Genomic DNA, 26,891 nt, shown 5'->3' with positions numbered 1-26,891 from the left:
TTGTCGGCAGATCAGGACACGCGGACCGGCGTCCGCGCATCCTTAAACTCTGCCGGGGTGATTACCTCAAGAGGACCAGTTTTTTGGTTTGGATGAAACTGCCGGCCTGGATGCGGCAGAAATAGATACCGCTGCCTGCTCTAAGCCCGCGTTCGTTCGTGCCATCCCAAACTATCTTATGAATTCCTGCATCCTGGTTCTGGTCCACAAGTACCTTCACCACTTGACCTGTAATCGAGTAGATTACCATCCTGACGTGAGAATTATCGTCGGGGATCTGGTACCCGATTGTCGTCGACGGATTGAACGGATTAGGATAATTCTGGTCGAGAGAATAAGTGGTCGGCTTTCCAACGATCTTGATCTTTCCCGATGCCGCGCGATCTGTCATGTCAGTTTCGTTCGCGAGGAACTTGACCACATCGAGAGTTGAATTAATTATCCCGCGAACGTCCTTCGCTACTCTGAACGAGACATACGCCACTGTGCCGTTATCGGTCAGTAGAGTCGAGCCGGCAAGCGCGAGGTTGACGACACCCTTCTTCTCGTCGGTACCTGAAGCGATGGAATAGCCCGCCGTGACTTCTGCCGCACTAGCTTTCTTGAAAGCCAATATTGCCGGATCATACCTGAGAGCGATCTGCATAGAGCCTATACCGCCGACATTCTCCAGTTTCAGCGCAACCACGAGTGAGTCTCCCCTGTTTGCTGTTGCGTCATCCACTGAAAGATTTGCGCCCGATACTTTCTGAAGAGCGATGAACTGCTGTGTAGGTGCGTCCGGCTTCTTCATACTTTTTCCGATTTCGGCCGGGAAAGAAGAGATCAAACCTACGACGTATTGAAGTACGAGAGATGCGTCGTACGCTGTAATACCCATCTCGCCGCTGACATCCGCGACGCTCTGTTGAAGTGCGTTCAGTGTGTCCACGCCTGGATTCACGACGTACTTCAGGATCAATGACGCGTCGTATGCCTGGACAGCGCCGTTTAGACTGACATCGCCGGCAAGCGGATTTGACGATCCTGTTCCGAGGAACGGCAGGTAGTTCACCGAATCCGTAACAGCCTGACCTGTACCGCCGGGATTCCCGCTATGCGTGGGGCCTGTATTGTTTCCCCACCAATTCCAGCGTGCATCGATATTGAATGAACGATCTATGTTCCGGATTCCATAATCCAGATTGTTGAAAATGTCGCAGTAGTTGACCACCGGGTTCGATGCGCCCAGCGCCACAATACCGTTACCATTGTCGGTCATCGAGCAGTAAGTGAATGTTGGGCTCGCATTAGTTACGGTGATAGCAGGTCCGTCAGACCAGTCTCCCCAGTAATAACCCCAGGTGATTCCCGCATTCCGAACGACGCAGTGTGTCAGTTTGCACAAGGGATCCAGGGATACACCGGCAAACGAAATTCCTCCCCAACCTTTTCCGACCCACCAATTGTATATGTAGTAGCCGGAATCAGTCGGCTTTGTGTTCGTGCTGTCGGAGTTCGAATCACCGCCGTAAAAATCGTCCCTGAAATCTGTAAACACGATAGTGCTGTCTGGTCCTGAACCTCCCACCGCCATGAGCCCTTTGTTGATCGTGATCCCTGCACCATAGAAGAATTTCAAAATCACTCCAGGCGCAATAGTGAGGACAGCGTTACTCGCGACAGTGTAATTGTTCAGGAGGAAGTACGGAATGTTTGTGAACCCTGCAAGATTGCGCTTCGGCAGTGTGACATCTTGTACAAGTGTTTCTCCAAGGATCCCGATTGCCTTGAAAGTCGTGCCTGATATTGAATCGGCCAATGTTGAACTCGGATACGATACGAGGGAAGTCTGGAACGGGGTCAACTTGAGATCTTTGAACAAGCACGAATCAACGGCGGGACTCGACACGCCGTTAAGAGTCAGACCCCAAACGTCCCTTTCAAAAGTACAGTGGTTGATGACTGGCGAAGCTTGCTGGAGATAAATGCCGTTGACTGTGTAACGGAACAATGCATATTGAATTGTGCTGAGACTGTCAACGCTTACGTCGTAGAAGATTACACGGCTGTTGTCCTCGGGAATTCCGGTTACCGAGGAGTAATCATATATAGACGGGAGTGTCGCAGATCCGTCGCCGTTCGTATCTCCTGGATGTCCGAACGCGTCATCCGCGGGATCAGTGAACACCACAGGCTGCAGTTGATTTCCCAGAACCGATAATGCCCCGTTCACGTGCCAGTTACCGCCTTTGAACACTACGCCCGCCGGAATCGTAATAGTTGTACCGGTGTTCACGGTGCAAGTACCGAACAGATAATATGTGATGTTCGAATAGCCGCCGAAATCTCTAAGCGGTACGGCAGCAGTCAGGGAAAATGTCTCCGGAATTATCCCGAGGGCCATGTATCCGACATTGAGAGCATTATTACCGGAGAATGACGGATTAGAGAACATGCTCATCGTCACCGGAGTATAAGTGATATTTGTAAACTGGGTGTTGGTCACAGACGGATGTGCACTTCCATAGATTCCAAGTCCTGATGTCTGCGACATTTCAAAAATACAGCTGTCGACGATTACTCGCGAATTGAAAATCCTCGACTCAGCCCAGTTGTGACTATCCCACCATGCCTGCCATCCGCCGTACCTGAAATCACAGTGAATGAGCGAGTTCAGACTGTCGAGACCGGATGCATTGAAGTCGACGGTGTACCAGTCTCCCGGTCCCGGGGTGCTTGAGTTACCGTCATTGTTCGTGTCGCCGCCATTGGAGTCGTCCTTGAACGAAGTGAAGATAATCGGTTCAGCCGCTGTAGCATCGGCAACGAGAGCACCATTCACGACGATGCTGCTTTGTGGCAGACTCTGGATGGAGAATTTGATAACGACGCCCGGTTTCAATGTAAGGACTGCGCTAGGTCCAACAATTAAATTGTCGACTATATAAGCGATGTTGCTGATGCCGGCGATGCTTCTCTTATCGAGAGTGGCATTTGACGAGAGCGTCCCTTCAAGAATGCGGACTCCCTTGCTTCCGTTTGCGCTGAAGGTGATGTTCGTAAAAGTGGGATTTGCAAGGAGCGACATCCCGATGGGATCCCTACGGCAGCTCGAGATCGAAACGTTGCTTACCGGCGGAGTTGAGCTGTTTTCCAGTCGCAATCCGAAATTGTAGGATCCGAATAGCGTGCAATTTGAAATCGTGCCTCCGGCATCTGTAAATGTTACAAGTCCCCAGTCGGCTGAATAAGAATTGTCCGGCGTACTAGATGAGTTTCCACCAAATTTGATCACGCAACTGTCGAGGACACAAAACGCATCGTTGCTCGTTCCCTGGTACCGAATCGTACTCCAATCGCCGGCAGCCGGCGATGTACCAGAACCGTCTCCATTTGTGTCGCCGGGATTTCCCACATTATCGTCCTTCAACGAAGTGAATGTAACCGGTCCGCCCGCGATCGTTCCCTTGGCTTTAAACCCGCCATTCACAAAGATGCCGGGACCTCCCGATTTGATTACGACTCCTGCGTTGACGGTAACGTTTGTCCCGGAGTTTATTGTGATGCTGCCGAGAAGGACGTAAGTAATGTTTGCTATTCCAGCGACTGTCCTCTGGCTTATTATTCCATTGGAGACCACATTTTCGCCGATCAGTCCCAGTCCGACTAATCCCGGGTTTGTAAAGGTATTCCCGGTGAAAGTCGGGTTCGCGGATATAGACATCGCGATAGGAGTCGATTGCGTATTGAAGAGCGAGTTGTTACTGATAGTCGGATTTGAAGAAAGTGCCGCGTAGATACCATACTGCGCGTTTCCGATCTGGCAGTTTGAAATTGTCGGACTCGCGTTCAGGATCGTGACTGCACCTGTGTAATAATAGGTTCCGTTGTACACATATAACCAATACGGCTGCAAGGATGCGTAGGTTATTCTGCAGTAGTTCAGAGTCGATGTCGGATCGCTCCCGGGCTCGAAGACAATACCCGACCAATTGCCGACGTCCGGCACAGTTGCATTCCCGTCCTTATTCGTGTCGTGAGGATTTCCGAAATTGTCGTCCTTCGCCGAGGTGAATACTATCATGCTGTCCGGAGTAGCATTTGCAACCAGTTTCCCCTGAACAGCGATTCGCTGATCGTAGAAATACCCCTTGATGACGATTCCCTTATTGATGGTAAGTGTCACACCGGGGGGAACTGTCACGGTTCCGAGAAGTAGATACGTCACATTCGGTACGCTCGTCACCGACCTGATCGGCAACACGGCATTGGCCGAAAGCGTTTCTCCGATTATTCCGATCGCGTCATACGTATTGTCTGAAAATGAGAATGTATTGTTACTGAAAATCGGATTTGCGGAAAATGACATTGCAATTGGAACCAGCTCGCTCGAGCCGATTATGTTGTTAGTGAATACCGGGCTCGAAGTTCCCTGGATCATTGCCCCGAAATGGTTGTCTTCCATCTCACAGCTGTCGATCGTAGGGTTCGCGTTGTACATGGTGATTCCGCCGATTCCTGTATATCCCGCAAAAGATACCCAGCAATGTTTCATCACGCAGAGTGCGTCGATGCTTTGAGAATTGAAGACCACTCCCGCCCAGTCGTTGATTGCGGGAGCTGACGTCGTTCCGTCGCCATTCGAGTCTCCGCCCTGATTGTCATCTTTATAGGAAGTGAAATAAATATTGTTCGATGGAGTACCGTTCGCTATCAGGGCCCCATTGATATACAAATGGGCACTGGAGTTGAATTTCAAAATGCTTCCCGGGTCGAGAACGATCCTGGAGCTGTCGTTGACACTGAAGTCGCCGTTCATCATTACGACGCCCGGAGACACCGTAAAAGTTGAACCGTTAACGACGCTAAACGACGGACTTATGAAATAGGGAATTGAAAGCGTATCGAGAGTCATCGTCCCACATACATTGAAATTCAGGAACACGCCTCTGTTCGTATTGGAGTTGAAACTATTAACGCCGTCGAATTGAAGTGAAGATGTACCGTTCAATACAATCGGCCACTGGCAAAATGAAACAGTCGTGGACACAAAATGAGTTACTGTTCCACCGTCCATCACAAGACCGTGCTGACTCGCATTGGAAAGTGTGGAATTGAAAAGGTTCAGACTTCCCTGATGCAAGTAGATACATTGATTGTTTGAAATAGAGACCGAGGTCCCGACTACACTGGCAGTCGAATTATAAAAACAAAGGCTCGAAGTATTGCTTCCTGAATATTTTACCTGGCAAGTGTCGATCGTTGCAGTCGCGGAGTATGAATAGTTACCCAGCTGAATAGTGCTCCAGTCTCCTCTTTGCGGATTCCCCCCCGCAGTATCTTTGTTGGAAGTGAATGTTGCCCATCGCGCATCAAGATGCCCGAGGACATACAGTCCGGTGTTCGATTGGAATCGCAGCACCACGCCGGAATCTACAGTTAGAGTGTGCGGTGAGTTCACGGTCAGATCACCGGTGACGATGTAAGGGCTACCGGCTAGCGACAGTGTAGAGTCGACGCCGATTGTCCCGGACAAATTGGTTTGTGCGTTTGCGATTCCCCCAAGCAGGAAAATCACAACGAAAGCGTAGAAAAAGCGCATTTTAAGCTCCTTTCTCAAGAACTGTAAACTCCGTGATTTGATATTGAAGAGAGGAAAACGCCCTGGATGGCATGCACGCAGTTGCATCTCTCCCTGGTGAATGAAGTCAGTTATAAGTTAGTTTGAATTGCCGCTCAACAAGCTGCTATCAGCACGACTGCCCTGAAATAGCACTTGAATTAAGTCACCCGACGTGACTATTGCAATGACTGAACGCACAAAAAAGTCTCTCCAACCCTTTGAAAAAGGAGTCGACGGGACGTTGAGATTTCTTTCAGCCGCCAATAGGTTGAAGTACAATTCTTCCTGCCTTTGAGGAGTGAGTGAATCAATGCACGTGTCTCGTTGAAATGGGACTTGTCCAGCCGCGGAAGATTTTCTGTTTTCATCCGCGGGTGACTAAATTAGTTAAATGGTATCAACGGATCGGCTTGAAAAAGGGCTGGAAAAATTTTTCGGTTTGAAAGAATTCCGGCCCGGGCAAATTGAAATCATACACTCGGTGATGAACGGGTTCGACAGTCTTGTCGTGATGCCGACAGGCGGTGGGAAATCGATTTGTTATCAGCTGCCTGCCATGCTCCTGGACGGTTTGACGATTGTAATCACTCCTCTCATAAGTCTCATGAAAGATCAGGTGGCGCAGATAAACAGAAACGGGTTGATCGCAACGCAACTCGACAGCACACTGGAGCTGGACGAGATGCATACCAGAATGCAGCTTGTACGGGCGGGAAAAGTGAAATTGCTTTACGTTGCTCCGGAGCGGCTGGAGGCGAAGAAGTTCGTCGATTCGCTTTCTCAAGTGAGGGTATCGCTCCTCGCGGTAGACGAAGCCCATTGCGTCAGTCAATGGGGACATGATTTCAGACCTCATTACATGAGAATACCGGAGTTCTCCGAAAAGATCGGCAATCCGACGATACTCGCGCTTACGGCAACGGCGACACCGGAGGTCCAGGACGACATAATCGCTCAACTAAGAATGCGCGAGCCGAGGGTCTATGTCCGCGGATTTAATCGCGATAATCTTTCATTCCAGGTTTCGGTCGAGACAAATAAGACACTAACGATTCTGAATCACGCGGAGAGGCAGACCGGTTCCGGGATCATATACACAGCGACAAGAAAAAGCGTGGATGAGCTTCATGAATTCCTCGTCTCGAGAAAAATTCCCGCGCTCAGGTACCATGCCGGTTTGAGTGAATCTGAACGCGCGACTTCCCAGGACGCATTCCTTCGAAGCGATCGCGTGATGGTTGCGACAAACGCGTTCGGAATGGGAATAAACAAGCCGAATGTAAGATTCGTGATCCATTACGAAATTCCCGGAACGCTGGAGGCGTATTATCAGGAAGCGGGCCGAGCCGGGCGAGACGGAAGATCCGCCGAGTGCATACTCCTTTACCACAAGCGGGACGTATCAATTCAGGAGTATTTTATCAAGACGCTTTATCCTGAGGGAGAAGAGATTTTCAAGGTCTATGCGGGACTTTTCGACTCGCTCTCGATGCCGGTGGGGGTCAAGGCAGAGGAATACCTTACTGCATCGATCCATCAAATCGCCGAAACGACCAAACTCCCGGCGCGCATAATCAGCTCGGTGCTTCGCATCATGACACAGGCGAACCTCATCAAAATTATGCCGAGCATCTCGGGCAACGCGTACGTTCAATCGAAGCTCGACATGCCGGGCTACAGGCGCGCGATGGATCGGACCTCTTCCAGCGACAGCCATGCCGTACTCGACGCACTCCTTCGCGTCCATGGTAATTCAATGTTCTCAGCCCGCCAGCCGATCTCACTTATCGACCTGGCCGGCAAGACTGAACTACCAGTGTCCAGCGTATCCCGCACGCTATCCATCTTGACCCGATCGGGCATTCTCGAATACAAACCCCCGACGGAAGGAGTTAGCTTCCGGATGCTCGCGCCGCGGTACGAGATTTCGAGGCTCCCGATCAACGTTTCACAAATCGAGAAGCTGCGTGAGAAGGCCAAAGGCCGTCTCAGCCTGATGGTGGAATATGCCAGGGCCACATCGTGCAGGACTGATTTCGTATTGAGATATTTCGGCGCAAGAGAGACTGAAAACGGCTGCGGAAATTGCGACAACTGCACTATCAGTCACGCTTACTTCACGGAGAGTGCGGTAGGCGATTCATTCCGCAATCCGCAAGAGATTTATTCGAAAGTCCTCGCGCTCGTCAGCAAGACTCATGGAAAGTTCGGGCGGACGACTTATTGCAGGATGCTTCTAGACAAAGCAGATGCAAAGAAGCTGCACTCGGACCTGCAAATCGAATTTGGTGGAATATTTTCTGTTATACCCGCGCAGGTAGTCTATTCAGCATTCGACTATCTTCTCGCCCGCAACTATCTCTCAAAGATCGGGACCTTCAGACCGACAGTTTCAATAACTGAAGATGGCGAGAGTTTTCTTGTCAATGGATTCAGCAAGCCGACCCGGGAGATCCGGATATTCAGAGAAGGACTCCATAAGGCTTTACGAGATGAGAGGAAATTGCTTGCCGCAGAGTTCCGTGTTCCGGTATTCCTAATATGCACCGATGCCAATCTTGCAAGGATTGCGAACGAAAGGCCTGTCGAATTGGGCACAATTTACAGCTGCGTTCCCGGGAACACCATATATTCGGCGGCCACAGCCGAGCGGCTCCTGCAGGTCTGTCTCGATCACAGTCCGGTGCAAGGCCACGACCTCTCAGAAAGCGAGAGAAGGATATACGAATTATTCCTTGAGGGACCAACGGCGGTCGAAATCGCGGAGGCACTCTCCGTGTCGCTTCAAGAGGTCATCGAGACGCTCGAGAGACTCGGGGAAATGGGATTGAAAATTGATCTGGCCAAATTGATAGATAGAAAGAAGTTCGCGCGGATCAAATCAGAGTTAATCGGAGGGAAGGACTTCGCGGAAGCAAGAAGGAACGCTGGTGATTGTGAATTGTCCGAAGTGATCCTTGTTTCAAAGCTTATCGGTTCTGCTGCTTCGGGCTGAAACTCCGGAGCTCCTCCATCTTTTTTTGAGCATCATCGAAAAACGAGCGCAGCCTTTCGGGATCCCGACCGTACCATGCAATGGTCGAATCTATGAGCTTCTGGTCAACATTGAAGGCTTTAAGAAGAGAATCTGCCATAGCCTTTTGGATGAGCGGGTCCTTTCCATACCGGGCATCTATTAGCTGGAGCCGCACATATAGCTCGACGAATTTCGCGTGAGGAATGGGGGACCTGGGAGCACAAGACACGATAAGCAATGCCGAGGCAAGAACCAGACTAAGTCTTCTTTTCGCCATCGATGACCAGGACAAATTCTGCCTTAAAAGGCGTTCTTGAAAATTCCTTTTCAATTTCTCTTAGCGAACCACGGATTATCTTTTCAGTCGGCATCGTCAGATCTATTGCTACGACGGCGCGCCGGTCGGAACCGAAGGTCTTGAGACAGTCTTCCATGAGCGCTTTAAACCTGTAAGGAGCCTCCATGATAATGGAGACGCTACCGAGTGAATGCAGCTTCTTCAGTGCCTGCTGCCTTTCATCGCGTTTTCTCGGAAGAAATCCGGCATAGTAAAAAGAACCGATATTGAAATCGCAGACCACGAGTGCCGCGAGGAGTGACGAAGCTCCCGGGATTGGAACGACTCTGACGCCTTTCTTCAGAGCGAGGTGTATCAGCTTAGCGCCAGGATCGGCAAACACCGGTGTGCCCGCATCCGAGATAAGTGCCGCCTCCGCACCTTCTTTTATTCTATCGACTGTCGCTTCTGCATCCCTTGCTTCATTATGCTCGTTCAATGCCTCGAGCGGCTTATCGAAACCGTAATACCGCAGAAGTCTGTTTCCTTCTTTAAACTCTTCACAGATAATAAAATCGACTTGCTTGAGAACGTTGAGCGCCCTCAGCGTTATGTCGTCGAAATTGCCTATGGGAGTGGAGACGATGTATAGCGTCGAACTCAAGGAGCGGGCCTGAGGTTTTGTTCGTAATATTTCCGGAGACCGATCAGTATCGCGGTTGCAGGCACTGCGATGAGGAGCCCGAGGAATCCCATGAAATACCCAAAGACAAGAAGGGCGAGAATCAATAGGACGGGATGTACTCCGATCTTTGAGCCGATTATTTTCGGGTAAAGAATTGTCGTTTCCATCAGGTTCATTCCGAGGAACGAAAAGAGTACCATAATTACCTGGAAGCCCGGGTTATCGCCGAACAGCGCTATCAACGCTGCGACAGACATACTTACGATCACTCCGAAATAGGGTATCATATCCAGCAAGCCCGAAATCAGGCCGATGACCAACGGATACTTCACACCTGCCACAGTCATCAGTGACGAGATCACGACCGAGTTAATGAACGCGACCATCAAGGCCCCGCGAAGATAACTTCCGAGTATGCGGTCGACGATTGCGTAGACATCAGAGGCCGTCTTCCGGTACCTTCTCGGGAAAAGCATTTTGACTCTATACCTGATCAGCCCGAAATCCTTCATGATGTAGAAGCTCAGGAACGGGACCAGAACTAGGTTTAGCATTTTTGTGGACGCAGTCGCCGCCTGCGCGACGAAATTCAAAATGCCGTTGGGAATCGCACGGGTGACGTCTTCGATCCTGGTGGAGATCTCGGAGATGATCGCTTGTTGCAAGCCCTGGCTCTCCGGCGCGAAGCCGAGGAATCCCTTGTTTACCAGATTGTTCAGCGAGTTGCTGACCTCCGTAGTCAGAGTCGGAATCGACGTCAGGAAGGTCTGGAATTGCTGAAACACCATGGGCAGAAGGAAAATGGAAAGCGCCACAAGTATTCCCAGGAGCACGAGAAGTATCAGGATTATGGTCACTCCCCTGGGAACTTTGATGCGTGCCATCGCATCCACAACGGGAGTAAAGATGAAGCTGAGTATGAATGCCACGACAAATGGCAGAACCGCATTTGAAACTTCTATGAAGAACCAAGTACCGAAAAGAATTGTAGCGAGGAGAATTATGTGCCTGACTCTGGATTCGTGCCTCAGCGGGTAGGTGGCTACCAGGAATACTAGGTAAACGAGAATCGGATTGAAGATTTCGCGAACGCTATATCCGAGGACAACCAGAAGGAGCAAAGCGACGATGAGGAGGGGAAGTTCCCCTTTCTTGAAGAATGAAGTCAGGAGCGTGCTATAATCCTGGTCATGTTTTTCAACTGGTTTAAGCTCTTCTCCCTCGACGCGAGATTCTTCTGAACGTTCCAGTGTCATAAAAGCCAGCCCTTCATTTTCACGAGTCTTTTCCGGTTCGCCATGAAGAAGTTATTGCAGAAATGTATGCAAATGAATGAATCAAATCACTTTTGAAGATTTCCGCCCTGTTCAATGATGCCTTGCGACTTGTTGAGGCGACTGTATCGATTCTATATACGGGCACTCTTTCAAAAACTCCCGGACGGACCCTGGAGCCGAGCCCGAACAGTCCGGTGTATCCCGCCTCTCGAGCGGCTGCTACCACCGCGGCGTTATGCCTTCCAAAAGGAAAAGACAAGTATCTGACCGGTCGGCCGACGATGTCCTCCAGTCTCTTTCGTGAATTCACAAGTTCATTCTTCAATGCGGGAGCATCAAGTGCGGTCAAATCCCTGTGCGTGCACGTATGGCTTCCCACTTCGAACCCAAGTTCGGAAATCTCTCTCAACTGTGACGCAGTCATATGAGAGAAGGATCTCCGCGAGAGACGAATGTCCCAATCATTGGAGTGGCCGACGTATTCACTTATGGCAAAAACAACAGCCTTCATTTTATTCAGAGTCAGGTAGGGATTGACATTTCTGTAAAAGCAATCATAAGCGTCGTCGAATGTCAGACAGATCTCCTTGGGATTCTTCTGAGCATTTTCAGGTGAACCGACAATCCGGAAATCCCGTTCGACAAGTGCGTTTACCTGGGCGACAAAGGATTTCGGTCGGACGTTCGTCAGTCCGAACTCGAACTTATTGTCCACCTTATGATACGCAAGTATGGGCATTATTTGCCTGTCGATCCGAAACCGCCCTCGCCTCTGCGAGTTTCCGCGAGAGAGACCGATTCATCCCAGCGCACGCGTGTGTACTGTGCGATGACCAATTGAGCAACTCTATCACCGCGGTTAACGATAAAAGGATCACTTCCGAGATTAAGCATGATGATCTTGATTTCTCCGCGGTAGTCCGAGTCAATAGTGCCGGGAGCATTCGGGATAACCACTTTGTCGCGAAAAGCCAGACCGCTTCTGGGTCGGATCTGCGCTTCGAAACCCGGCGGCAACTCAATCTTCAGATTGGTCGGGACGAGCGCGGTGGTCATCGAAGGAATCGTGAGCGGCTCGCTCACAGCGGCGAATATATCCATTCCCGCCGCCCCCTCCGTCATGTAGGATGGGAGAGGAAGATCGTTGAACTCTTCAGAGACCCTGAAAATTCTTACAGAGATTTGTTCCACGCCAGCTCCCTTGATAAGAGACAGCGCCACGGGGCTACACAGCGAGAGCGATCTTCTTCCTGGCCGAGCGGGTACCGCATTCGAGGAAAAGAACTCCGTGAACGCCTCACTATTCTATTGACTCACGCAGCATTGCGCGCTTGCCGCGAGATTTCTTCCTCCAGTTCCTTCCTGAATCGCTGTATAGTGAACTTGACCGGCCAGGCAGCCGCGTCTCCGAGCGCACAGATGGTATTGCCTTCAATATTATTTGCGACACGCACGAGAAGGTCGAGATCCTGAGGCTTGCCGCCGCCTTCGCTTAATCGCTGGAAAATTTTCAGCATCCAGCCCGTCCCTTCGCGACACGGAGTGCATTGGCCGCAGGACTCGTGCCAGTAGAACTTCGTGATCCGAAGGAGCACCTTGAGCAAGTTCGTGTCTTCATCCATGACGATGACGCCGCCGGTTCCTATCGCACTCCCGACACTTTTCAGCGACTCCGCGTCCATTCGCACGCCCTCGATCTGGTCACCTCTCAAAGGCGGCATCGATGTCCCACCCGGGATCACCATTTTGATCTTCTTGCCGCCGAGCACTCCGCCGGCGTATTTATATATGATGTCGGTGAGCAATGTGCCGGTTGGCAGCTCGAACACTCCCGGTTTATTGACATGACCGCTCACACCGAACAGTAATGTACCAGGTTGCTTTTGCGCTCCGATCCTCAGAAACCAATCGCTTCCATTCGAGATGATCGCAGGTACGTTGGCCAGTGTTTCAACGTTGTTGACAGTAGTCGGGTTTCCCCAGAGTCCGTTCTGCGCCGGGAACGGCGGCTTAACCCGCGGATAGCCGCGCTTTCCTTCGAGCGATTCCATCAACCCGGTTTCTTCTCCACTTATGTAAGCACCGGCCCCGCGATGGGCATAAACGTCGACAGAATAATTCGATCCACAAATATTCTGGCCTATGTATCCGTGCGAGTATGATTCTTCCACAGCTTTTTCCAGGAGCTTAAGCCATTTGTAATACTCACCTCGAACATAAATGTACGCTGCTCTTGCGCCCATCGCGTACGAAGCGATAAGGATTCCTTCGATCAACTGATGAGGATTGAACTCAAGAATCTGGCGGTCTTTGAACGAGCCCGGCTCACTCTCGTCCGCGTTGACTGCAAGATATTTCGGCTTCGGAGTTTGTTTGGGCATGAAGGTCCATTTAAGGCCCGTCGGGAAGGCTGCCCCTCCCCTTCCGCGGAGACCAGATTTCTTGACTTCATCGGTTACGGCATCCGGTTCCATCGAAAGCGCTTTCTTAAGAGCACCGTATCCACCATTCCTCTCGTATACTTCTATCTTGTTCAGCTCCGGGATTTCGGGAAGAATGACTTTCGGAAGCGACGGGTCGCCTGCACGCGCGTAAAGAAGTGTGCTTGAGATTTCTTCCGACATTATCGGTGTGCCTGAGTTCTGAATCGATCGAGTATATGGTCCACTTCCGCGGCGGTTAGATTCTCGTAATAGTCGTTGTTCACCTGCATCATCGGCGCCGTCCCGCATGAGCCGAGACATTCCACTTCGCTGAGCGTGAACATCTTGTCGGGTGTGGTCTCACCCGTCCGGACTCCTAGTTTTCGTTCAAGATACTCGACGAGGTTGTCGGAGCCTCTCAGCATGCAGGAAACGTTGGCACAAACCTGTAAATGATATTTCCCGACAGGCTTCCTGTTGAACATCGTGTAAAATGTGACTACGCCAAGAACGTGTTCGAACGGAAGTGCAAGGAGATCCGCCACGTAATGCATGACCTCTTCGGAAATCCAGCCGAACTGTTCCTGCGCGATCCAGAGGACGGGTAGCAGCGCCGCCATCGTCGTCGGATAACGCTTCTTTACTTCTTCGACCTTTTTGAGATTCTCTTCGGTAAACATCTGTTCAGTTCTCTGTCAAATTTATTTATCTGCTTCGCCCATGATGGGATCGATACTTCCCACGATCGCGACCACGTCGGAAATCATCTGGCCCTTCAACAACAATGGCAGTGCCTGCAGGTTGCAGAACGAAGGCGAGCGGATCTTCAGCCTCCAGGGATGGCCGCTTCCGTCGCTGATTATGTAAAATCCAAGTTCGCCTTTCGATCCCTCGATCGCGGTATACGAATCCCCCGGGTCCGGATGAACGCCGTCGTTAACTATTACGAAATCATGAATCAGTTCCTCCATCCTGGTATAGACGGGCTCTTTATCAGGAAGAACTTTTTTCGGCAATTCCGCCTTGACCGGCCCATGCGGCATCTTTTCAAGTGCCTGGCGAACCAGTTTAGTGCTCTCCGTCATTTCTCTCATCCTGACCATGTACCTCGAGAAACAGTCGCCGCCTTTCTCCGTGATCACTTCGAAAGACAGATTGTCATAGACGAGATAAGGCGAGGATGTGCGGAGGTCATGCTCGACACCGGACGCACGAAGGTTCGCGCCGCTGAATCCGATTTCGATGGCCGCCTTCGCGTCGATGGGTCCCACGCCGACAGTCCTGTCGAGAAATATCCTGTTGCGGTTAAGCATCTTCCCCATCTCGGCAAGATGCTTCGGAAAATCGTCAATGAATCTCGATATGGCGTTCCTGGTCTCGTCCGTCATGTCCTGCGCCACGCCTCCGATCCTCGTGTAGCTGGTCGTGAATCGCACTCCCGTCAGCAGATCGAATACGTCGTACAATTTTTCTCTTTCGCGGAAGGACCATAGAAATACCGTCATAGCGCCGACGTCCATCGCCATTGCGCCGATCGCCATGAGGTGAGACGAGATCCTCGCCAGTTCGGCAGCCACTACTCTGATGTACTGGGCCCGGGGAGGAGCTTCAACTCCTGCAATACTCTCAACTGCAAGTGCGTATCCCACGTTGTTCGCAAGCGGGGAAATATAATCGAGACGGTCCGTGTGTGGAATGAACTCGTGATACGTGCAGGACTCCGCTATCTTCTCGTATCCGCGGTGGAGATACCCTAGCTCCGGCACGCATTCGACAACGGTCTCTCCGTCGAGCTTTATAAGAAGTCTCAGAACGCCGTGCGTGGCAGGATGCTGGGGACCCATGTTGAGAACCATGTAATTCTCAAGAGGGTCCTCAAGTATCACATTTGTATCCTTATCTTCAAGCGCTTTCAGGATTTGCCCGGATGAAACCCGTGACGCGTCGGTCGATCTGCTTTTCTTTTCTTCCGTAGAACCACTCATTACTTTGAGCCTTTATTTACGCGGGAGCGGAATTGAACCCGGGATTCCCATCAACGGAAAATCCTTCCGCAAAGGATTGTATTCATATTCCTCCGGCATGTACATCCTTCTCATATCGGGATGCCCATCAAATGATATTCCGAACATGTCGAAGGCTTCGCGTTCGTACCAGTTAGCTGCAGGGAATACAGGTGTCACGCTCGGACAGATCGGATTCTCGCCGTCGACTTTCGCTTTAAGTCTCAGTCTTGTCTTGTTTGCAATTGATGTAAGCTGGTACACCACCAGGAATCTCTCCGCGACTGGCACCGATGCCGGACGATGCGCATGCTCAATCGCAAGATAAGCCTTCCTGGACGAATCGTCCTCGAAGTCGAGCATATCGGCACCGCAAATGTCCGACAGCAAATCAAAGCTCAGCTGGGCATCCTCTTTGAGAAACTTGCAGACTTCCACTATTCGCTCACGCCTGATCTCGACGACGACCTGGCCTCTCGATTCTTCGACATTGACGATCGCGTCTCCGAATGCTTCTCGGAGCTTAGCTTCAATTTTTTCTTTCATGAGGGACTACTCGACAAGAATTTTTTCGCGTTCTTCACGGCGAGAGCTAATCTCACCGCTCTGGATCCTCTTTTGAATCTCCATGAGCGCTTTTAAGAGCGAATCGGGCCTGGGAGGACACCCGGCAACGTACACATCCACCGGGACGAACTGGTCGATGCCCTGCACCACCGAGTACGAGCGGTACATCCCGCCGCTCGAGGCGCACACTCCCATCGATACGACCCACTTCGGGTCTGGCATCTGATCATATATCTTGCGAACAACTTTTGCCATCTTGTAAGTGACCGTCCCCGCCACGATAAGCAGGTCGCTCTGACGCGGTGAAAACCTGAATACCTCGGCTCCGAACCGGCTCACATCGAAACGCGGACCGGCGAAAGCCATCATTTCTATAGCGCAACATGAAATGCCGAGCGGCATCGGCCAAAGTGAATTCTTCAGAGACCAATTGAACAAAGCGTCGACGCGAGAAGTGATGAATCCTTCATTCTCGTTCGATCTATTTACTGCCATTGAAGGGCTCCCTTCTTGATCACGTAATAATATCCGATCAAAAGTACGACCACAAATATCATCATCTCTATAAATCCAAACCATCCCAGTGATAAAAAGTTCACCGCCCATGGGTACATAAACACAATTTCTACGTCGAACAGGATAAATAAAATCGCCACGAGATAAAACCGGACCGTGAACCTTTCACGGGCGCTTTTGATCGGCTCCATTCCGCTTTCATACGTAGAAAGCTTCTCCTCTGTGGGCCGATGCGGACCGAAGAGGCGGTTTATATTCGCCATTACAATTCCCAAAAGGGATGCAACTGCAACTAAAAGAAAAATTGGGATATAATCTATCAGCATTCCGATCTCGTTTAAGAAAATCTAACGAAGGTGGGGCTAAAAATCAAAGGTTGACGGCTAGTCATGTCCGGCTTCTTTTTCTTTCATTTTGGGAAAGCTAAACATTATATTTTCGGACAAATTGAATTTAACGACAGTCAGCGTCTGGACGTAGATATGTCACAACGCCCGAGCTTAAACGAGGAGGAGTCGATGGTCAAACTGGTTGCGATGTTCAAGAAACCCGACGAACCCGGCGAGTTCGACGACCACTATGAGAACGTCCATCTTCCACTTGTGCTGAAGATGCCGGGGATGAAGAGAATTGAAATCTCCAAAGTGACCGGCGCGCCGATGTCGGTCCCACACTTCTACAGGATGGCGGAAATGTATTTTGAAAACCCGGCAGCACTCAACCGAGCTATTACTTCGCCGGAAGGAATAGCTGCCGCAAAAGACCTGATGTCGTTCGCAGGAGGAGTTATGGAAATGTTTTTCGCCGAGGTCCGGGATTGAAAGCGCTAAAGGGAAAACCACCTAAGAGTTTCGGGTTCAAGGATATCATCTATGAGAAGTCGGGTTACCGGGCGACGGTCACGTTGAACCGGCCCAAAGTGTTGAACGCATTGAATTTTTCCGTCCTCAGGGAGATGTCCGCCGCATTTGAAGACGCTGCCTTCGACGACGATATCGCGGTAGTTGTCGTTACCGGAGCGGGACAGAAAGCATTCTGCACCGGCGCCGACATAAAAGAATGGAACGACGAGATACTGGACGATCCGAACGACCTCTATAAATGGATGGCGGCTTTCATCGAGATGCACGAACGACTCAGGAACATCGGCAAGGTGACTGTCGCTCGATTGAACGGCATGGTCGTGGGTGGCGGGAACGAATTGAATCTGTCGTGCGACCTGTCAGTCGCGGCGCACGACGTTGTCCTGAGGCACGTAGGCACGTCACGCGGCAGTGTCCCGGCTGCAGGCGCCACACAGTGGCTCCCTATTGTCGTCGGCGAAAGACGCGCCCGGGAGATGCTCCTCCTCGGGAAGTCTCTTACAGCCGCCGAAGCAAAAGAATGGGGCCTTGTTAATTTCGTTGTCCCCAGGAAGAAGCTAGACAAGGAGGTCGACCGTGTCTGCGAGGAGCTGTATAACAAACTCCCCGATTGCACCAGGTATACTCGCGAGCAGCTGAATTTCTGGAAGAATTTTTCGTGGTCTATGACAGTCGGCCATTTGCGCGACTGGCTCACCGTTCACACTTCCGCGCCTGAAATCCAGGAAGGCATAAAGGCGTTCAACGAACGGAGATCGATCGATTACAAGATGCTGAGAGAGCTTTCGAAAGCCCGCGCGAAGAAATGTCCGAAATGCGGCAAGAGCTGTCCACCTGGAAACAATTACTGCGGCCACTGCGGCAGGAAGATGTAGCGATCTTTCTTCATGGATAGCCGATGATGCCCGTCTGGTATTCCTCCAAAGAAGACGTGTCCACTCTTCTTCATGAATCAATTGGAAAGCGGAACAAGAAGTGACTGGACCTGAAGCACCAAAGTTGGCCGAACGATTGGGACTGCCGACTGCCATTGCCGTGGTAATCGGTTCAGTCATCGGATCGGCAATCTTTCTCGTTCCACAGAAGATTGCGTTGACACTCGGCGACGCGGGTTTGATCATCGGAGTGTGGATCTTCGGCGGGCTTCTGACTCTTGCCGGCGCATTGACGAACGCGGAGATAGCCGGAATGATTCCTGCTGCCGGCGGACAGTACGTTTACTTCAGAGAGATTTATAACGAGTTCACCGCGTTCCTCTACGGCTGGACTACGTTCATCGTTTACCAGACCGGGTCGATTGCCGCAATTGCTGTTGCCTTCGCCAAATACCTCGGATTCTTTTTCCCTTCATTGGGCGCTTCGAGCATCGCCATCGGGCCCGTCGTAATCCCGGAACTTGGAATTAAACTTGTCGCAATCGGTGCGATCCTCTTCGTGACCGTCGTGAACTACTACGGCGTCCAGTTCGGCGGCTTTGTCCAGCAGTTGTTCACTTACCTCAAAGTCCTGGCAATTTTTGGAATAGTGATCGCCTGTTTCATGTTCGGGACCCGCGCGTCTTCGGCGTTTACTCCATTCTTTGGTCCGTTTCATGGCACATCGCTTCTCAGCGCTTTCGGAATCGCGCTAGTGGCGGTCCTCTGGGCGTACGACGGGTGGAATAGTGTGACCTATCTCGCGGGTGAGGTGAAGAACGCAACAAGAAATATCCCGATCGCTCTGGTTTCAGGAACTCTCGCGGTGATCGTTATCTATCTTCTCGCGAACCTGGCATATATGTATGTCTTACCTGTCGATCAAGTTGCCGCTTCACACCTTGTCGCGGCAGACGCCATTTCTTCTTTCCTGGGACGGAATGGCGCCGCGTTGATTGCGGTCGCTGTGATGATATCTACGTTCGGAACCGTAAACGCAACGACGCTGACTACGGCACGAGTCTATTTCGCGATGGCGAAAGACAGACTTTTCTTTCGCGGAGTATCTTCAGTTCACCCAAGATACAGAACGCCGCACGTCTCACTTATCGTGCAGGGCATCTGGGCTTCACTCCTTACGCTGTCCGGATCCTACGACCAGCTTTTTACGTATGTGGTATTCGCCTCGTGGCTTTTCTACGCGCTTGGGACGTTCGGAATCTTTGTGATGAGGAAGAAGAGGCCGGATGCACCGAGACCATACAAAACTCTCGGTTATCCCGTGGTCCCGGCGATCTTCGTAATAGTCGCGGCCTGGTTCGTGTACAACACCATCGTGACCGATCCGCGAGATTCTTTGATCGGGCTGGGCTTGGTCCTCCTTGGACTGCCGGCATATTTCTATTGGAAGAGGGCGAGAAGGATGGGGGCCGACGGCGTTTGAACTCCCCAAAATAAGACGTCCCAGGACGGCCTGTGAACGAGGGAGGAGGAGGAGGGATATTAGAACTTCTGCTATTTCAAATATTCGAAGTACTAATTGCTGCAATCATTATTCTTTTCCGAAAAGTTCGCTCGTCTGATAGCGGATCATTTTCTTATTCAATATTTTGTCGGATGTTAAACGAAAAACTTTAGGCCTTTTGTAAGAAATCGAAACATAATCCCTTTTCACGAATCGACAATTTGGACAAAGTGAGAATCCCGAAAGAGTTTGCAATAGAATTGAGCCGCGTCTCATGGAGAGTGAACGGCGCTTCAATCCTTTATGATATTAACTGGAAAGTCAATCGAGGAGAACACTGGGCAGTAATCGGGCTAAACGGTTCGGGGAAGACGACTCTCCTGAACATGATCAACGGATATATTTACCCGTCGAGCGGTGAGGTGAGAGTCCTCGGAAGAAAATTCGGCTCGTCAGACCTGCGCGAGATGCGGAAGTCGATCGGTTGGGTGAGCTCTTCGCTCCAGGAAAATCTCTATGAGAACGACAGCGTAGAAGAAATTGTCCTCAGCGGAAAGTTCGCAAGCATCGGCCTGTACGATCAACCGGCAAAAAGCGATCTCGCAATGGCCGGCGATCTCCTTGAAATGTTCCGGTGTGTCGAACTACAAAAAAGAAAATACCTCACCCTTTCTCAGGGTGAGAAGCAGAAAGTTCTTTTGGCGAGAGCAATGATGAGCTCGCCCAGTCTCCTTATTCTTGATGAGCCCTGCACCGGGCTGGATTTCATTGCGAGAGAGAACTTTCTCTCTACAGTTGAATCGATGGCAATTGGCCAGGCCGACGTCACACTGATCTACGTGTCGCATCATATCGAGGAGATTCTGCCGGTGTTCAGGCATTCTCTGCTTCTCAGGGACGGGCGCGTCCATTCTGCAGGAGTCTCCGAATCCGTCATAACGGGGTCGAATCTTTCCGAATTCTACGGAATGGCTGTGAGCGTCAAACGAGCCAACGGAAGGTATTTCGTCAACACGGTCAACTCCACACGGAGGTCGGACAATCCGGCGCCGCCAACCGACCGGCTGCCAGGATAGATCGATCAAATCCCGAACGACATCCCCGCGTTAAAGCCGACGTCATTCGGCAGCATCTCGGAACCGGCCAAAACGATTTCAAAAATTCCTGCCTCGATAAAGAACTGCCTGTTGATAGAAATACCGATTGTCTGTCTCAGTAACGGTCCGAAGAAAAATGAAGTTTCGGTCGAAGTTCCGTAGTCGATGCTCTCATTCCCGAATATTAGCGTACCTTCAAGCCCGATGAACGGAGAGACTTTTCTGCCGCTGAGCAACGCCCGGAACACGTAGTTCCCGCCGAAGCCGACGATGGACCCTTTTATCATCGCGCTCTGATTTGTGACATTGAGGATATCGAGATTGAGCCCATACCCCATCATGATACTGCTGCTGTCCTTCTGCGTCATCATGTTCCAGAAGAGCCGGACATCGCTCGTGATTTTTCCCCCTGCTCCGTAGGAGAATCCTGCATCTGAGTGTAACCGGAAAGGCGGTCGCTTCCATCCGACCTCTACAGCGTTTGAAGGAGGGAGCGTTGAATTCTCGACAATGGCTGACGTGCTCGAGTCACAGGACGCGAGCAGTGAGGCCCTTCCCGTTAACCGAACGTGATCTGCAAATTGAAGCGCGCAATCTACGGTGGACTTGTATATGAGCGGCTCCAGCATGTCTGTGACATCTATGCCTGAATGTGCTCTTTGTTCCGACGAAGTCTCAATGTAAACAACCGAGTCGCGCGAGACCGGAATTCCAAAATAGATTCTCGCGTTCATTACTCCTGTCTCATTAAATAAAGATTGTTCTTCCCTGACTCTGAATGAGTCGATGTACACAGCAGCGTGTATTGTGGGTCCTACCGAGTCGACGAACAAAGAGTCGTAAATACCCTTTACGAATTCAGGAAGAGGAACCGAAAGATGATAAGGGACTAGAGTATTCATCATTCCGACCCGTGCAGTTCCGACGGTCCTGGGATCAGATTTTCTGCGGTCGATCACTTTTGTAATCTTTACGCTTACATCGGTCACTTTGTGGTCGACAATTTCCTTGACTGAATAGTTCGGTCTAAGAAGAACTTCCGATCCGCCGCATCCGGCAAGAGTAATCGAAATGATCATGACGACAAACGACAGCTTCGAGTTGCCCATAACAGTCCCCTTTATTCCAATTCTGACACTGGAATAATTTAGAACTACAATTTCCATTTTTCAATCTAAGAATTCATACAGGGATTCAGGTCACCGTTCCGGACTTCTGAGCTGCACTCTCGGCAAAATTCCATTCTCGCAAGAAGATTTGAAATCATTCTAGAAGAGTACCTCCTCGCTGTTATATTATCTGGAAAATAAAATCAGAGGCACTATGAGCATACGACCGATCATCTTCGGCGCTACAGGAATGGTGGGAGAAGGCGTGCTTCACGTCAGTTTAAATCACCCGGATGTAGAATCGGTTCTGGTCGTCGGGAGAAATCCATGCGGCGTCACTGACCCGAAGCTCAGGGAAATCATTCACAGTGATTTCTTCGACTTTTCCGGAATCGAGAGCGAGCTCAAAGGTCACAATGCGTGTTTCTTTTGTCTGGGCATTTCATCGGTGGGCAAAACCGAAGAATTTTACAGGCACATTACGTATGACCTCACAATGGCGGCGGCTAAGACGTTGTCGAGATTGAATCCCGACATGACATTTTGTTATGTGTCAGGTGCGGGAACCACTGAAAAAGGGAGACTCATGTGGGCGAGAGTCAAAGGAAAGACCGAGAACGATCTCTTGAAACTGCCTTTCAAGGATGCGTACATGTTCAGACCGGGGTTTATCAAACCCATTCGCGGATCGAAGAAAGCTTACAAAGTCTCGGTGATCCTAGGACATGTGTATCCAATGTTGAGAGCGCTTTTCCCCGCCTACGTTTGCACTCTAGATGATCTTGCACTTGCAATGATCCGTTCCGCAGACACGGGACATTCGAAAAAGATTCTTGAGAACAGGGACATTACACACCTGGCGGGATCGTCGGACGCGGCGGAGAACTGAGCGCGCTGATTGAACCCAAGGCGAGTTGATGCGTCTTAGTATGAAACAGCGGAGGGTGTATGAAGCGAGCATGTGTCGTGGCAATTCTAGGATTGGTGAGCTTTGCTGGTTGTGTTGAGCCGGAACGACTCTTTCGCGATGAGCCGCTTGCTGACAGCACCACGTGGTATTCCGGAAAGCAATTTCAGGCGGCAACAAGCGACAGTATAACAGTTTCAGTTGCTTTTGAAAATGAAATCCAGAGAACCGTGACTTTCTACATGGTTGTGGGCAATGAGAGTTCACGCAATTTCCTGGTGGCGCCCGAAAAATTCTATTATACCGGCCTCGCACAAGTAGACGACCCATTTTCTGGCGAAGAGCTGGAAAGACTCGACACTGTTTATGCACTCGACCCGGAGAGCCAGCTGATGAGCATAAACAAACAAGTCGCGCAGGCAAACGCGACATATGCGACTCAAAGCGGCCTGAATGCTGCGAGCGCGCTTCTTCAACTGGTCGGGGATGTCGCGACTATCGGGCAGAATAAAACGGACGAGCAGCAGCAGAACGAAGAAGATCTCAGGAGATCACGCGCAGAATCACAAATGCAGAATGAAGCAGACTACGATTCCAAGTTGAATACGCTGAGTGACCAAAGGGATTTTTGGGCAAATGCCACGCTTAGAAAGACTACTCTTTTTCCGAATACCGCTGTCGGAGGAAGAATTTCATTCCCAGTAGATATGGACTTGACCAAAATGACACTCGTCGTACCGATCGACACGACAACGATAAGATTCAACTTCAAGCAGGTGCCGCTGCCGGGCCAATAACTCAGGACAGTCCAAAGTTGATGCGGTCGGGTCCGCCTTCTCGCATCGGGTCGGATAATCTTACCGCAGATAGGCCAATTGAAATTCCCGTCCCGCGGGATTGCTCGAGTTCATCAACCGGCCGGGTTTTATCCAGCAGTCTGCGCCCCTCATCGGGTTCTTTTTAGTTTGTCGACTGCGCGATTTCTTAGAAATCGTAGCCGAGAGAGAAATAGTAGTGCGGCGGTGAGAAGTCCTGCAGGTTGAAACTCCAACCGATATCGAGCCTGACGAGGAAATAGAGTATAATCATCCTCGCGCCAAAGCCGGTGCCCACAAGGAGGTCGCGAGTCTCGAGACTGCCATTAGAATTGTGGTCGAACGCCTGGAATTTCTGATACACGGCGGGAACATTCTGAGCGTATCCCGGATAAGGGTTCCAACCCCATGCCGAGCCGACATCGAGGAATGTATTTCCGAATAAATTCTCGAATAGCGGGATCGGTCCTGCCGAAAGGAATCCGAACATCGGAAATCTGAATTCCATATTTATGAGGGCAAACGTGTTCCCGAATTTCGCGTTATAGTCGAACCCGCGCATCGGCACGACCGGAGTCAGGAATTGAAGGTCTTCCGCATTTTTTATCGGTATGAAGTCGCCGTCAAATCTTGCGTTGATCCAGTTTTCAGTTCCGCCGATGAAGAATGTCTGTGGATTTGCTCCGGTTGAAGTTCCCGCGAACACTCTCCATACGAAAGTGTAAAATGTGCTGAAGAGTTTCACGTAGTCGCGATAGTCCACTATCCCCGTCACGAAACTTATTCCCTGGTCATTCAATTTCGGAGTGCCGTACAGCGATATGTAGTATCTCGAACCGTTGATTGGCGCAATGTATCCGAAGAAAGAATTGTCATGCACGTACCTTACTGACGGAACGAACAACGACCTGTCCTGTGTCGGCTCGTCTGTTTCGTCGAGATTCTCGCGCGTTAGGTTCACCCACGAAAGAGATCCTTCGAACCTGTTAAACTTGTCGAGCGGATAAGCGGTGCTCATGGAAATACCGTAGCTCTGGAACCTGTAGATGTCGTAGTTTCCAGTTATCGAAGATGTGAGATAGAGGAACCGGGCCACGTGCTGACCCAAGAGCGAGTAATTTATTCTTGAGGCCAGGTTGTCGTACTCGATTGCGTAATCGCTGTTCTTGAGATCGACCAGAAGATCCGCCAGGAGATAGAGCTGGTGGTTTCCAAGCATGTCGCTGAACGCCATCACGGTACTTCCCTGTACGCCGAAGAAAGTGTTGTAACCGGCATTGCCGTAGATTATGTCCGGCGTGAAATTGACTTTGTATTTCTGGGCGAGATAATTGCCGGCGCTGTCTATATTGTTCTTTATGTTGAAGTTGTCGTTGAAGTTCGGCGTTGCGAACAGACTGTCGCTGCTCGTACTCCTGTTGAACACGTAGTTGCTGAGATCGACCTGGACTTCTTTCCCGTAAAGGTCCTTCACTTGTGTAGTGTCCACTGGTTGTGACGGCACGGCCGCAGTCTTCGCGCCTGACTCACTTGCTTTCCTTTCAGCGGCAAGCTCGTCCTCCTTTTGCTTGATGTACACGGTTGGCGTGACCTGATCGGCTTTCAGAAGATGATCGCCGGGCGATCTCATCAGGAAAATGTCGAACCCGCCGTTTTGCAGAGATGAAAAAGCCAGCTTGGAACCGTCCTTCGAAATTGAGAATTGGTAGATGCCGCTTATGGAGTTCGTTACGGGACTGCTTTCTCCGGTAGCCAGATCCATGCAGTACAGATTAGCAATGCCGGTTCTGTCGGAGACATAGTAAAGATGCTTTCCGTCAGGTGCCGCGACGGGATAAGTCTCCTCACCCATTCCGGTTTTTGTGACGCGTTCGATGCGCTTGGTGGCCACGTCGAGCGAATAGATATGAGCCTGCTGGAAGTCGTAGTTCCATATCTTGAAGTTCTTTGGAATATCACCTTTCGAAAGGTAATCGCCCCGGTCGCTGACAAAGTAAATCTTGTTCCCGTCCGGCGACCATGATGGATCGGAATCGCTGAATATGTCGTCCGTCATGTTCTCCAGGACTTTATTGTGGAGGTCGTAAATAAAGATGTCCGACTGGTCGGCTTTGTCGCCAACGAAAGCGATTCTGCTGCCGTCAGGCGACCAGGAAACGGAGAAAAGTCCGTCCAGCTGGTCAAAATGCAGCTCATCTTCCTGGCCGGATTGAACATCGATGAGATATATTGCGTCGTGGTCGCCGCTCTTTACCGCGATCGCGATCTTCTTTCCATCGGGCGACCAGGTGATACCCGGAGTAAGCAGATGAAGTTCCTCGAAACTCTTTGATGCCTGTCCCCCGACCAATGTTTTGATGATCTTTCCATCCGTCGCGTTCATAAGATAAATGCTCATGTACAGGTCGCGGTCCGAAATGAACGCGATCTTGTCTCCCTGGGGAGAGATAGCTGGACTCGTGTTGTAGAAATCGCCCATGTCTTTGTGGTCGGTGAGCCTTTTGGCAATATCCTCCGGTCTCTTCCTCTGAGCGACTTCGGGCCAGTATAGGACTTTCTCCTCGTAGTCCCACCGTTTCGAAAGTTCTTTTATCGATATTCCGAGTGCGCTCTTGAAGCCCTGTTCGACGCTTCGGGTAGTCCTGATGCGGCTCAGGATTTCGGCGATCTTCTCGTCGCCATATTTGCTCGCGATGTAGTACCAAACAGATTGTCCGCCTCGATACGCGAAATATCCGTACAGTTCGTCGATCGGAACAAGGTACTCGTTTACCGTCGCGTCAAGCATGAACATGTCTGAATTTATATCCCAGCCTAGAGATTCGTATTCGGCAAGTCCCTCGTTGAACCACATCGGAAGCTGGAGAGTGATGTTATTCGCAATCATCGACTGGACCGACCCGCCGTAAAACATATCGTTGACGACCGCATGGACCAGCTCGTGGTGAATGACGTGCCTGAACAACTGGTAATTGCCCTCGAACGGGACAACCACGCGGTTTTTAAACATCTCGGTCACGCCGCCGACTCCCTCATCGAGATACTCAGACACAACGTTGGTCTGCTGCCAATCATTGTGCGAATCGTAGACGACTATCGGCACCCTGTTCGTGATGTCATAATGAAAATGCGCGCTGATGGATGAATATGCCGCCTCGGCCGCGTTCGCGGTAAATTCAGCCAGGTAGTATTCGCTTGGGTAAAAGTAAATATCGAAATGCTTCGATTGAATAAAGTACCAGTCGAAATTGCGATACTGAACCTTGTTCTGTCCGAATTCGTCTGTCTGCCCGAGGGCGACGCCGGAAAGGAGAAGAAATGCGAGGAAGAAGAGTTTTTTCATTGCGGCAGA

21 protein-coding genes are annotated in these 26,891 nt (G+C 50.7%); 7 read left to right on the top strand and 14 right to left on the bottom strand.

The features are described 5' to 3' along the window. Positions 1–61: 61 nt before the first annotated feature. Entirely contained in the window at positions 62–5,584 is a 5,523-nt protein-coding gene (locus VIS48_11870) for a right-handed parallel beta-helix repeat-containing protein (protein HEY9166850.1), read from the bottom strand. Between the two features lie 412 nt (positions 5,585–5,996). On the opposite strand from VIS48_11870, the gene VIS48_11865 reads away from it, so the two are divergent. Then, positions 5,997–8,600 carry a RecQ family ATP-dependent DNA helicase gene (locus VIS48_11865; GenBank protein HEY9166849.1) on the top strand — a complete coding sequence of 868 codons (2,604 nt, stop codon included), beginning with the start codon at positions 5,997–5,999 and terminating at the stop codon, positions 8,598–8,600. On the opposite strand, the gene VIS48_11860 is transcribed toward VIS48_11865, so the two are convergent. The 11 genes from VIS48_11860 to ndhC form a co-directional block, all read right to left on the bottom strand. Further along, positions 8,575–8,898 carry a DUF4296 domain-containing protein gene (locus tag VIS48_11860; GenBank protein ID HEY9166848.1) on the bottom strand — a complete coding sequence of 108 codons (324 nt, stop codon included), beginning with the start codon at positions 8,896–8,898 and terminating at the stop codon, positions 8,575–8,577. The genes VIS48_11865 and VIS48_11860 overlap by 26 nt on opposite strands. Then, positions 8,879–9,562, bottom strand: a complete 684-nt coding sequence (gene rsmI / locus VIS48_11855; GenBank protein HEY9166847.1) for a 16S rRNA (cytidine(1402)-2'-O)-methyltransferase — start codon at positions 9,560–9,562, stop codon at positions 8,879–8,881. The genes VIS48_11860 and rsmI overlap by 20 nt, the downstream gene beginning before the upstream one ends. Further along, the gene (locus VIS48_11850; protein HEY9166846.1) at positions 9,559–10,839 is read right to left on the bottom strand and encodes an AI-2E family transporter; all 1,281 of its coding nucleotides are present in this window, start codon (positions 10,837–10,839) and stop codon (positions 9,559–9,561) included. Before VIS48_11850 ends, rsmI begins: the two co-directional genes overlap by 4 nt. Positions 10,840–10,858: 19 nt before the next feature. Further along, positions 10,859–11,599 carry a polysaccharide deacetylase family protein gene (locus tag VIS48_11845; protein HEY9166845.1) on the bottom strand — a complete coding sequence of 247 codons (741 nt, stop codon included), beginning with the start codon at positions 11,597–11,599 and terminating at the stop codon, positions 10,859–10,861. Then, positions 11,599–12,051, bottom strand: a complete 453-nt coding sequence (gene dut, locus VIS48_11840; protein ID HEY9166844.1) for a dUTP diphosphatase — start codon at positions 12,049–12,051, stop codon at positions 11,599–11,601. The genes VIS48_11845 and dut overlap by 1 nt, the downstream gene beginning before the upstream one ends. A 122-nt stretch (positions 12,052–12,173) precedes the next feature. Next, complete coding sequence (gene nuoF / locus VIS48_11835) at positions 12,174–13,484, bottom strand: NADH-quinone oxidoreductase subunit NuoF (GenBank protein HEY9166843.1); 1,311 nt, start codon at positions 13,482–13,484, stop codon at positions 12,174–12,176. Next, positions 13,484–13,963 (bottom strand): NADH-quinone oxidoreductase subunit NuoE, encoded by a 480-nt coding sequence (nuoE, locus tag VIS48_11830; protein ID HEY9166842.1) that lies wholly within the window; start codon positions 13,961–13,963, stop codon positions 13,484–13,486. The genes nuoF and nuoE overlap by 1 nt, the downstream gene beginning before the upstream one ends. A 21-nt stretch (positions 13,964–13,984) precedes the next feature. After that, on the bottom strand, positions 13,985–15,268 hold the full coding sequence (nuoD, locus tag VIS48_11825) for an NADH dehydrogenase (quinone) subunit D (protein ID HEY9166841.1): 1,284 nt from the start codon (positions 15,266–15,268) through the stop codon (positions 13,985–13,987). 12 nt (positions 15,269–15,280) lie between these two features. Beyond that, a complete protein-coding gene (locus tag VIS48_11820) occupies positions 15,281–15,832 on the bottom strand; it encodes an NADH-quinone oxidoreductase subunit C (GenBank protein HEY9166840.1) in 552 nt (183 codons plus the stop codon). 6 nt (positions 15,833–15,838) lie between these two features. Continuing rightward, positions 15,839–16,348 carry an NADH-quinone oxidoreductase subunit B family protein gene (locus tag VIS48_11815; protein HEY9166839.1) on the bottom strand — a complete coding sequence of 170 codons (510 nt, stop codon included), beginning with the start codon at positions 16,346–16,348 and terminating at the stop codon, positions 15,839–15,841. After that, on the bottom strand, positions 16,339–16,695 hold the full coding sequence (gene ndhC / locus VIS48_11810) for an NADH-quinone oxidoreductase subunit A (GenBank protein ID HEY9166838.1): 357 nt from the start codon (positions 16,693–16,695) through the stop codon (positions 16,339–16,341). The genes VIS48_11815 and ndhC overlap by 10 nt, the downstream gene beginning before the upstream one ends. A 192-nt stretch (positions 16,696–16,887) precedes the next feature. Between ndhC and VIS48_11805 the strand changes: the two genes are divergently transcribed. From VIS48_11805 to VIS48_11790, 4 genes are all read left to right on the top strand, one after another. Further along, the gene (locus VIS48_11805) at positions 16,888–17,190 is read left to right on the top strand and encodes an EthD family reductase (GenBank protein HEY9166837.1); all 303 of its coding nucleotides are present in this window, start codon (positions 16,888–16,890) and stop codon (positions 17,188–17,190) included. Then, on the top strand, positions 17,187–18,107 hold the full coding sequence (locus VIS48_11800; protein HEY9166836.1) for an enoyl-CoA hydratase-related protein: 921 nt from the start codon (positions 17,187–17,189) through the stop codon (positions 18,105–18,107). Before VIS48_11805 ends, VIS48_11800 begins: the two co-directional genes overlap by 4 nt. A 100-nt stretch (positions 18,108–18,207) precedes the next feature. Further along, complete coding sequence (locus VIS48_11795) at positions 18,208–19,590, top strand: amino acid permease (GenBank protein HEY9166835.1); 1,383 nt, start codon at positions 18,208–18,210, stop codon at positions 19,588–19,590. A 251-nt stretch (positions 19,591–19,841) separates the two neighbouring features. Continuing rightward, entirely contained in the window at positions 19,842–20,687 is an 846-nt protein-coding gene (locus VIS48_11790; protein ID HEY9166834.1) for an ABC transporter ATP-binding protein, read from the top strand. Between the two features lie 5 nt (positions 20,688–20,692). Here VIS48_11790 and VIS48_11785 read toward each other — a convergent pair whose 3' ends face one another. Beyond that, complete coding sequence (locus tag VIS48_11785) at positions 20,693–21,874, bottom strand: hypothetical protein (GenBank protein HEY9166833.1); 1,182 nt, start codon at positions 21,872–21,874, stop codon at positions 20,693–20,695. A 157-nt stretch (positions 21,875–22,031) separates the two neighbouring features. Here VIS48_11785 and VIS48_11780 point away from each other — a divergent pair, with 157 nt between their 5' ends. Beyond that, a complete protein-coding gene (locus VIS48_11780) occupies positions 22,032–22,706 on the top strand; it encodes an epimerase (GenBank protein HEY9166832.1) in 675 nt (224 codons plus the stop codon). A 59-nt stretch (positions 22,707–22,765) separates the two neighbouring features. Beyond that, positions 22,766–23,521, top strand: coding sequence for a hypothetical protein (locus tag VIS48_11775; protein ID HEY9166831.1), 756 nt, complete (start codon positions 22,766–22,768; stop codon positions 23,519–23,521). Positions 23,522–23,708: 187 nt separating this feature from the next. Here the strand turns inward: VIS48_11775 and VIS48_11770 are convergent, their stop codons facing one another. Next, complete coding sequence (locus VIS48_11770) at positions 23,709–26,882, bottom strand: biopolymer transporter Tol (protein ID HEY9166830.1); 3,174 nt, start codon at positions 26,880–26,882, stop codon at positions 23,709–23,711. Between the last annotated feature and the right edge of the window lie 9 nt (positions 26,883–26,891).

It is taken from the genome of Candidatus Kryptoniota bacterium (genome assembly GCA_036567965.1).
Taxonomy (GTDB): domain Bacteria; phylum Bacteroidota; class Ignavibacteria; order Kryptoniales; family JAKASW01; genus JAKASW01.
Note: the sequence above shows the minus strand (reverse complement) of the source record. Positions and strands in the feature narration are given on the sequence as shown.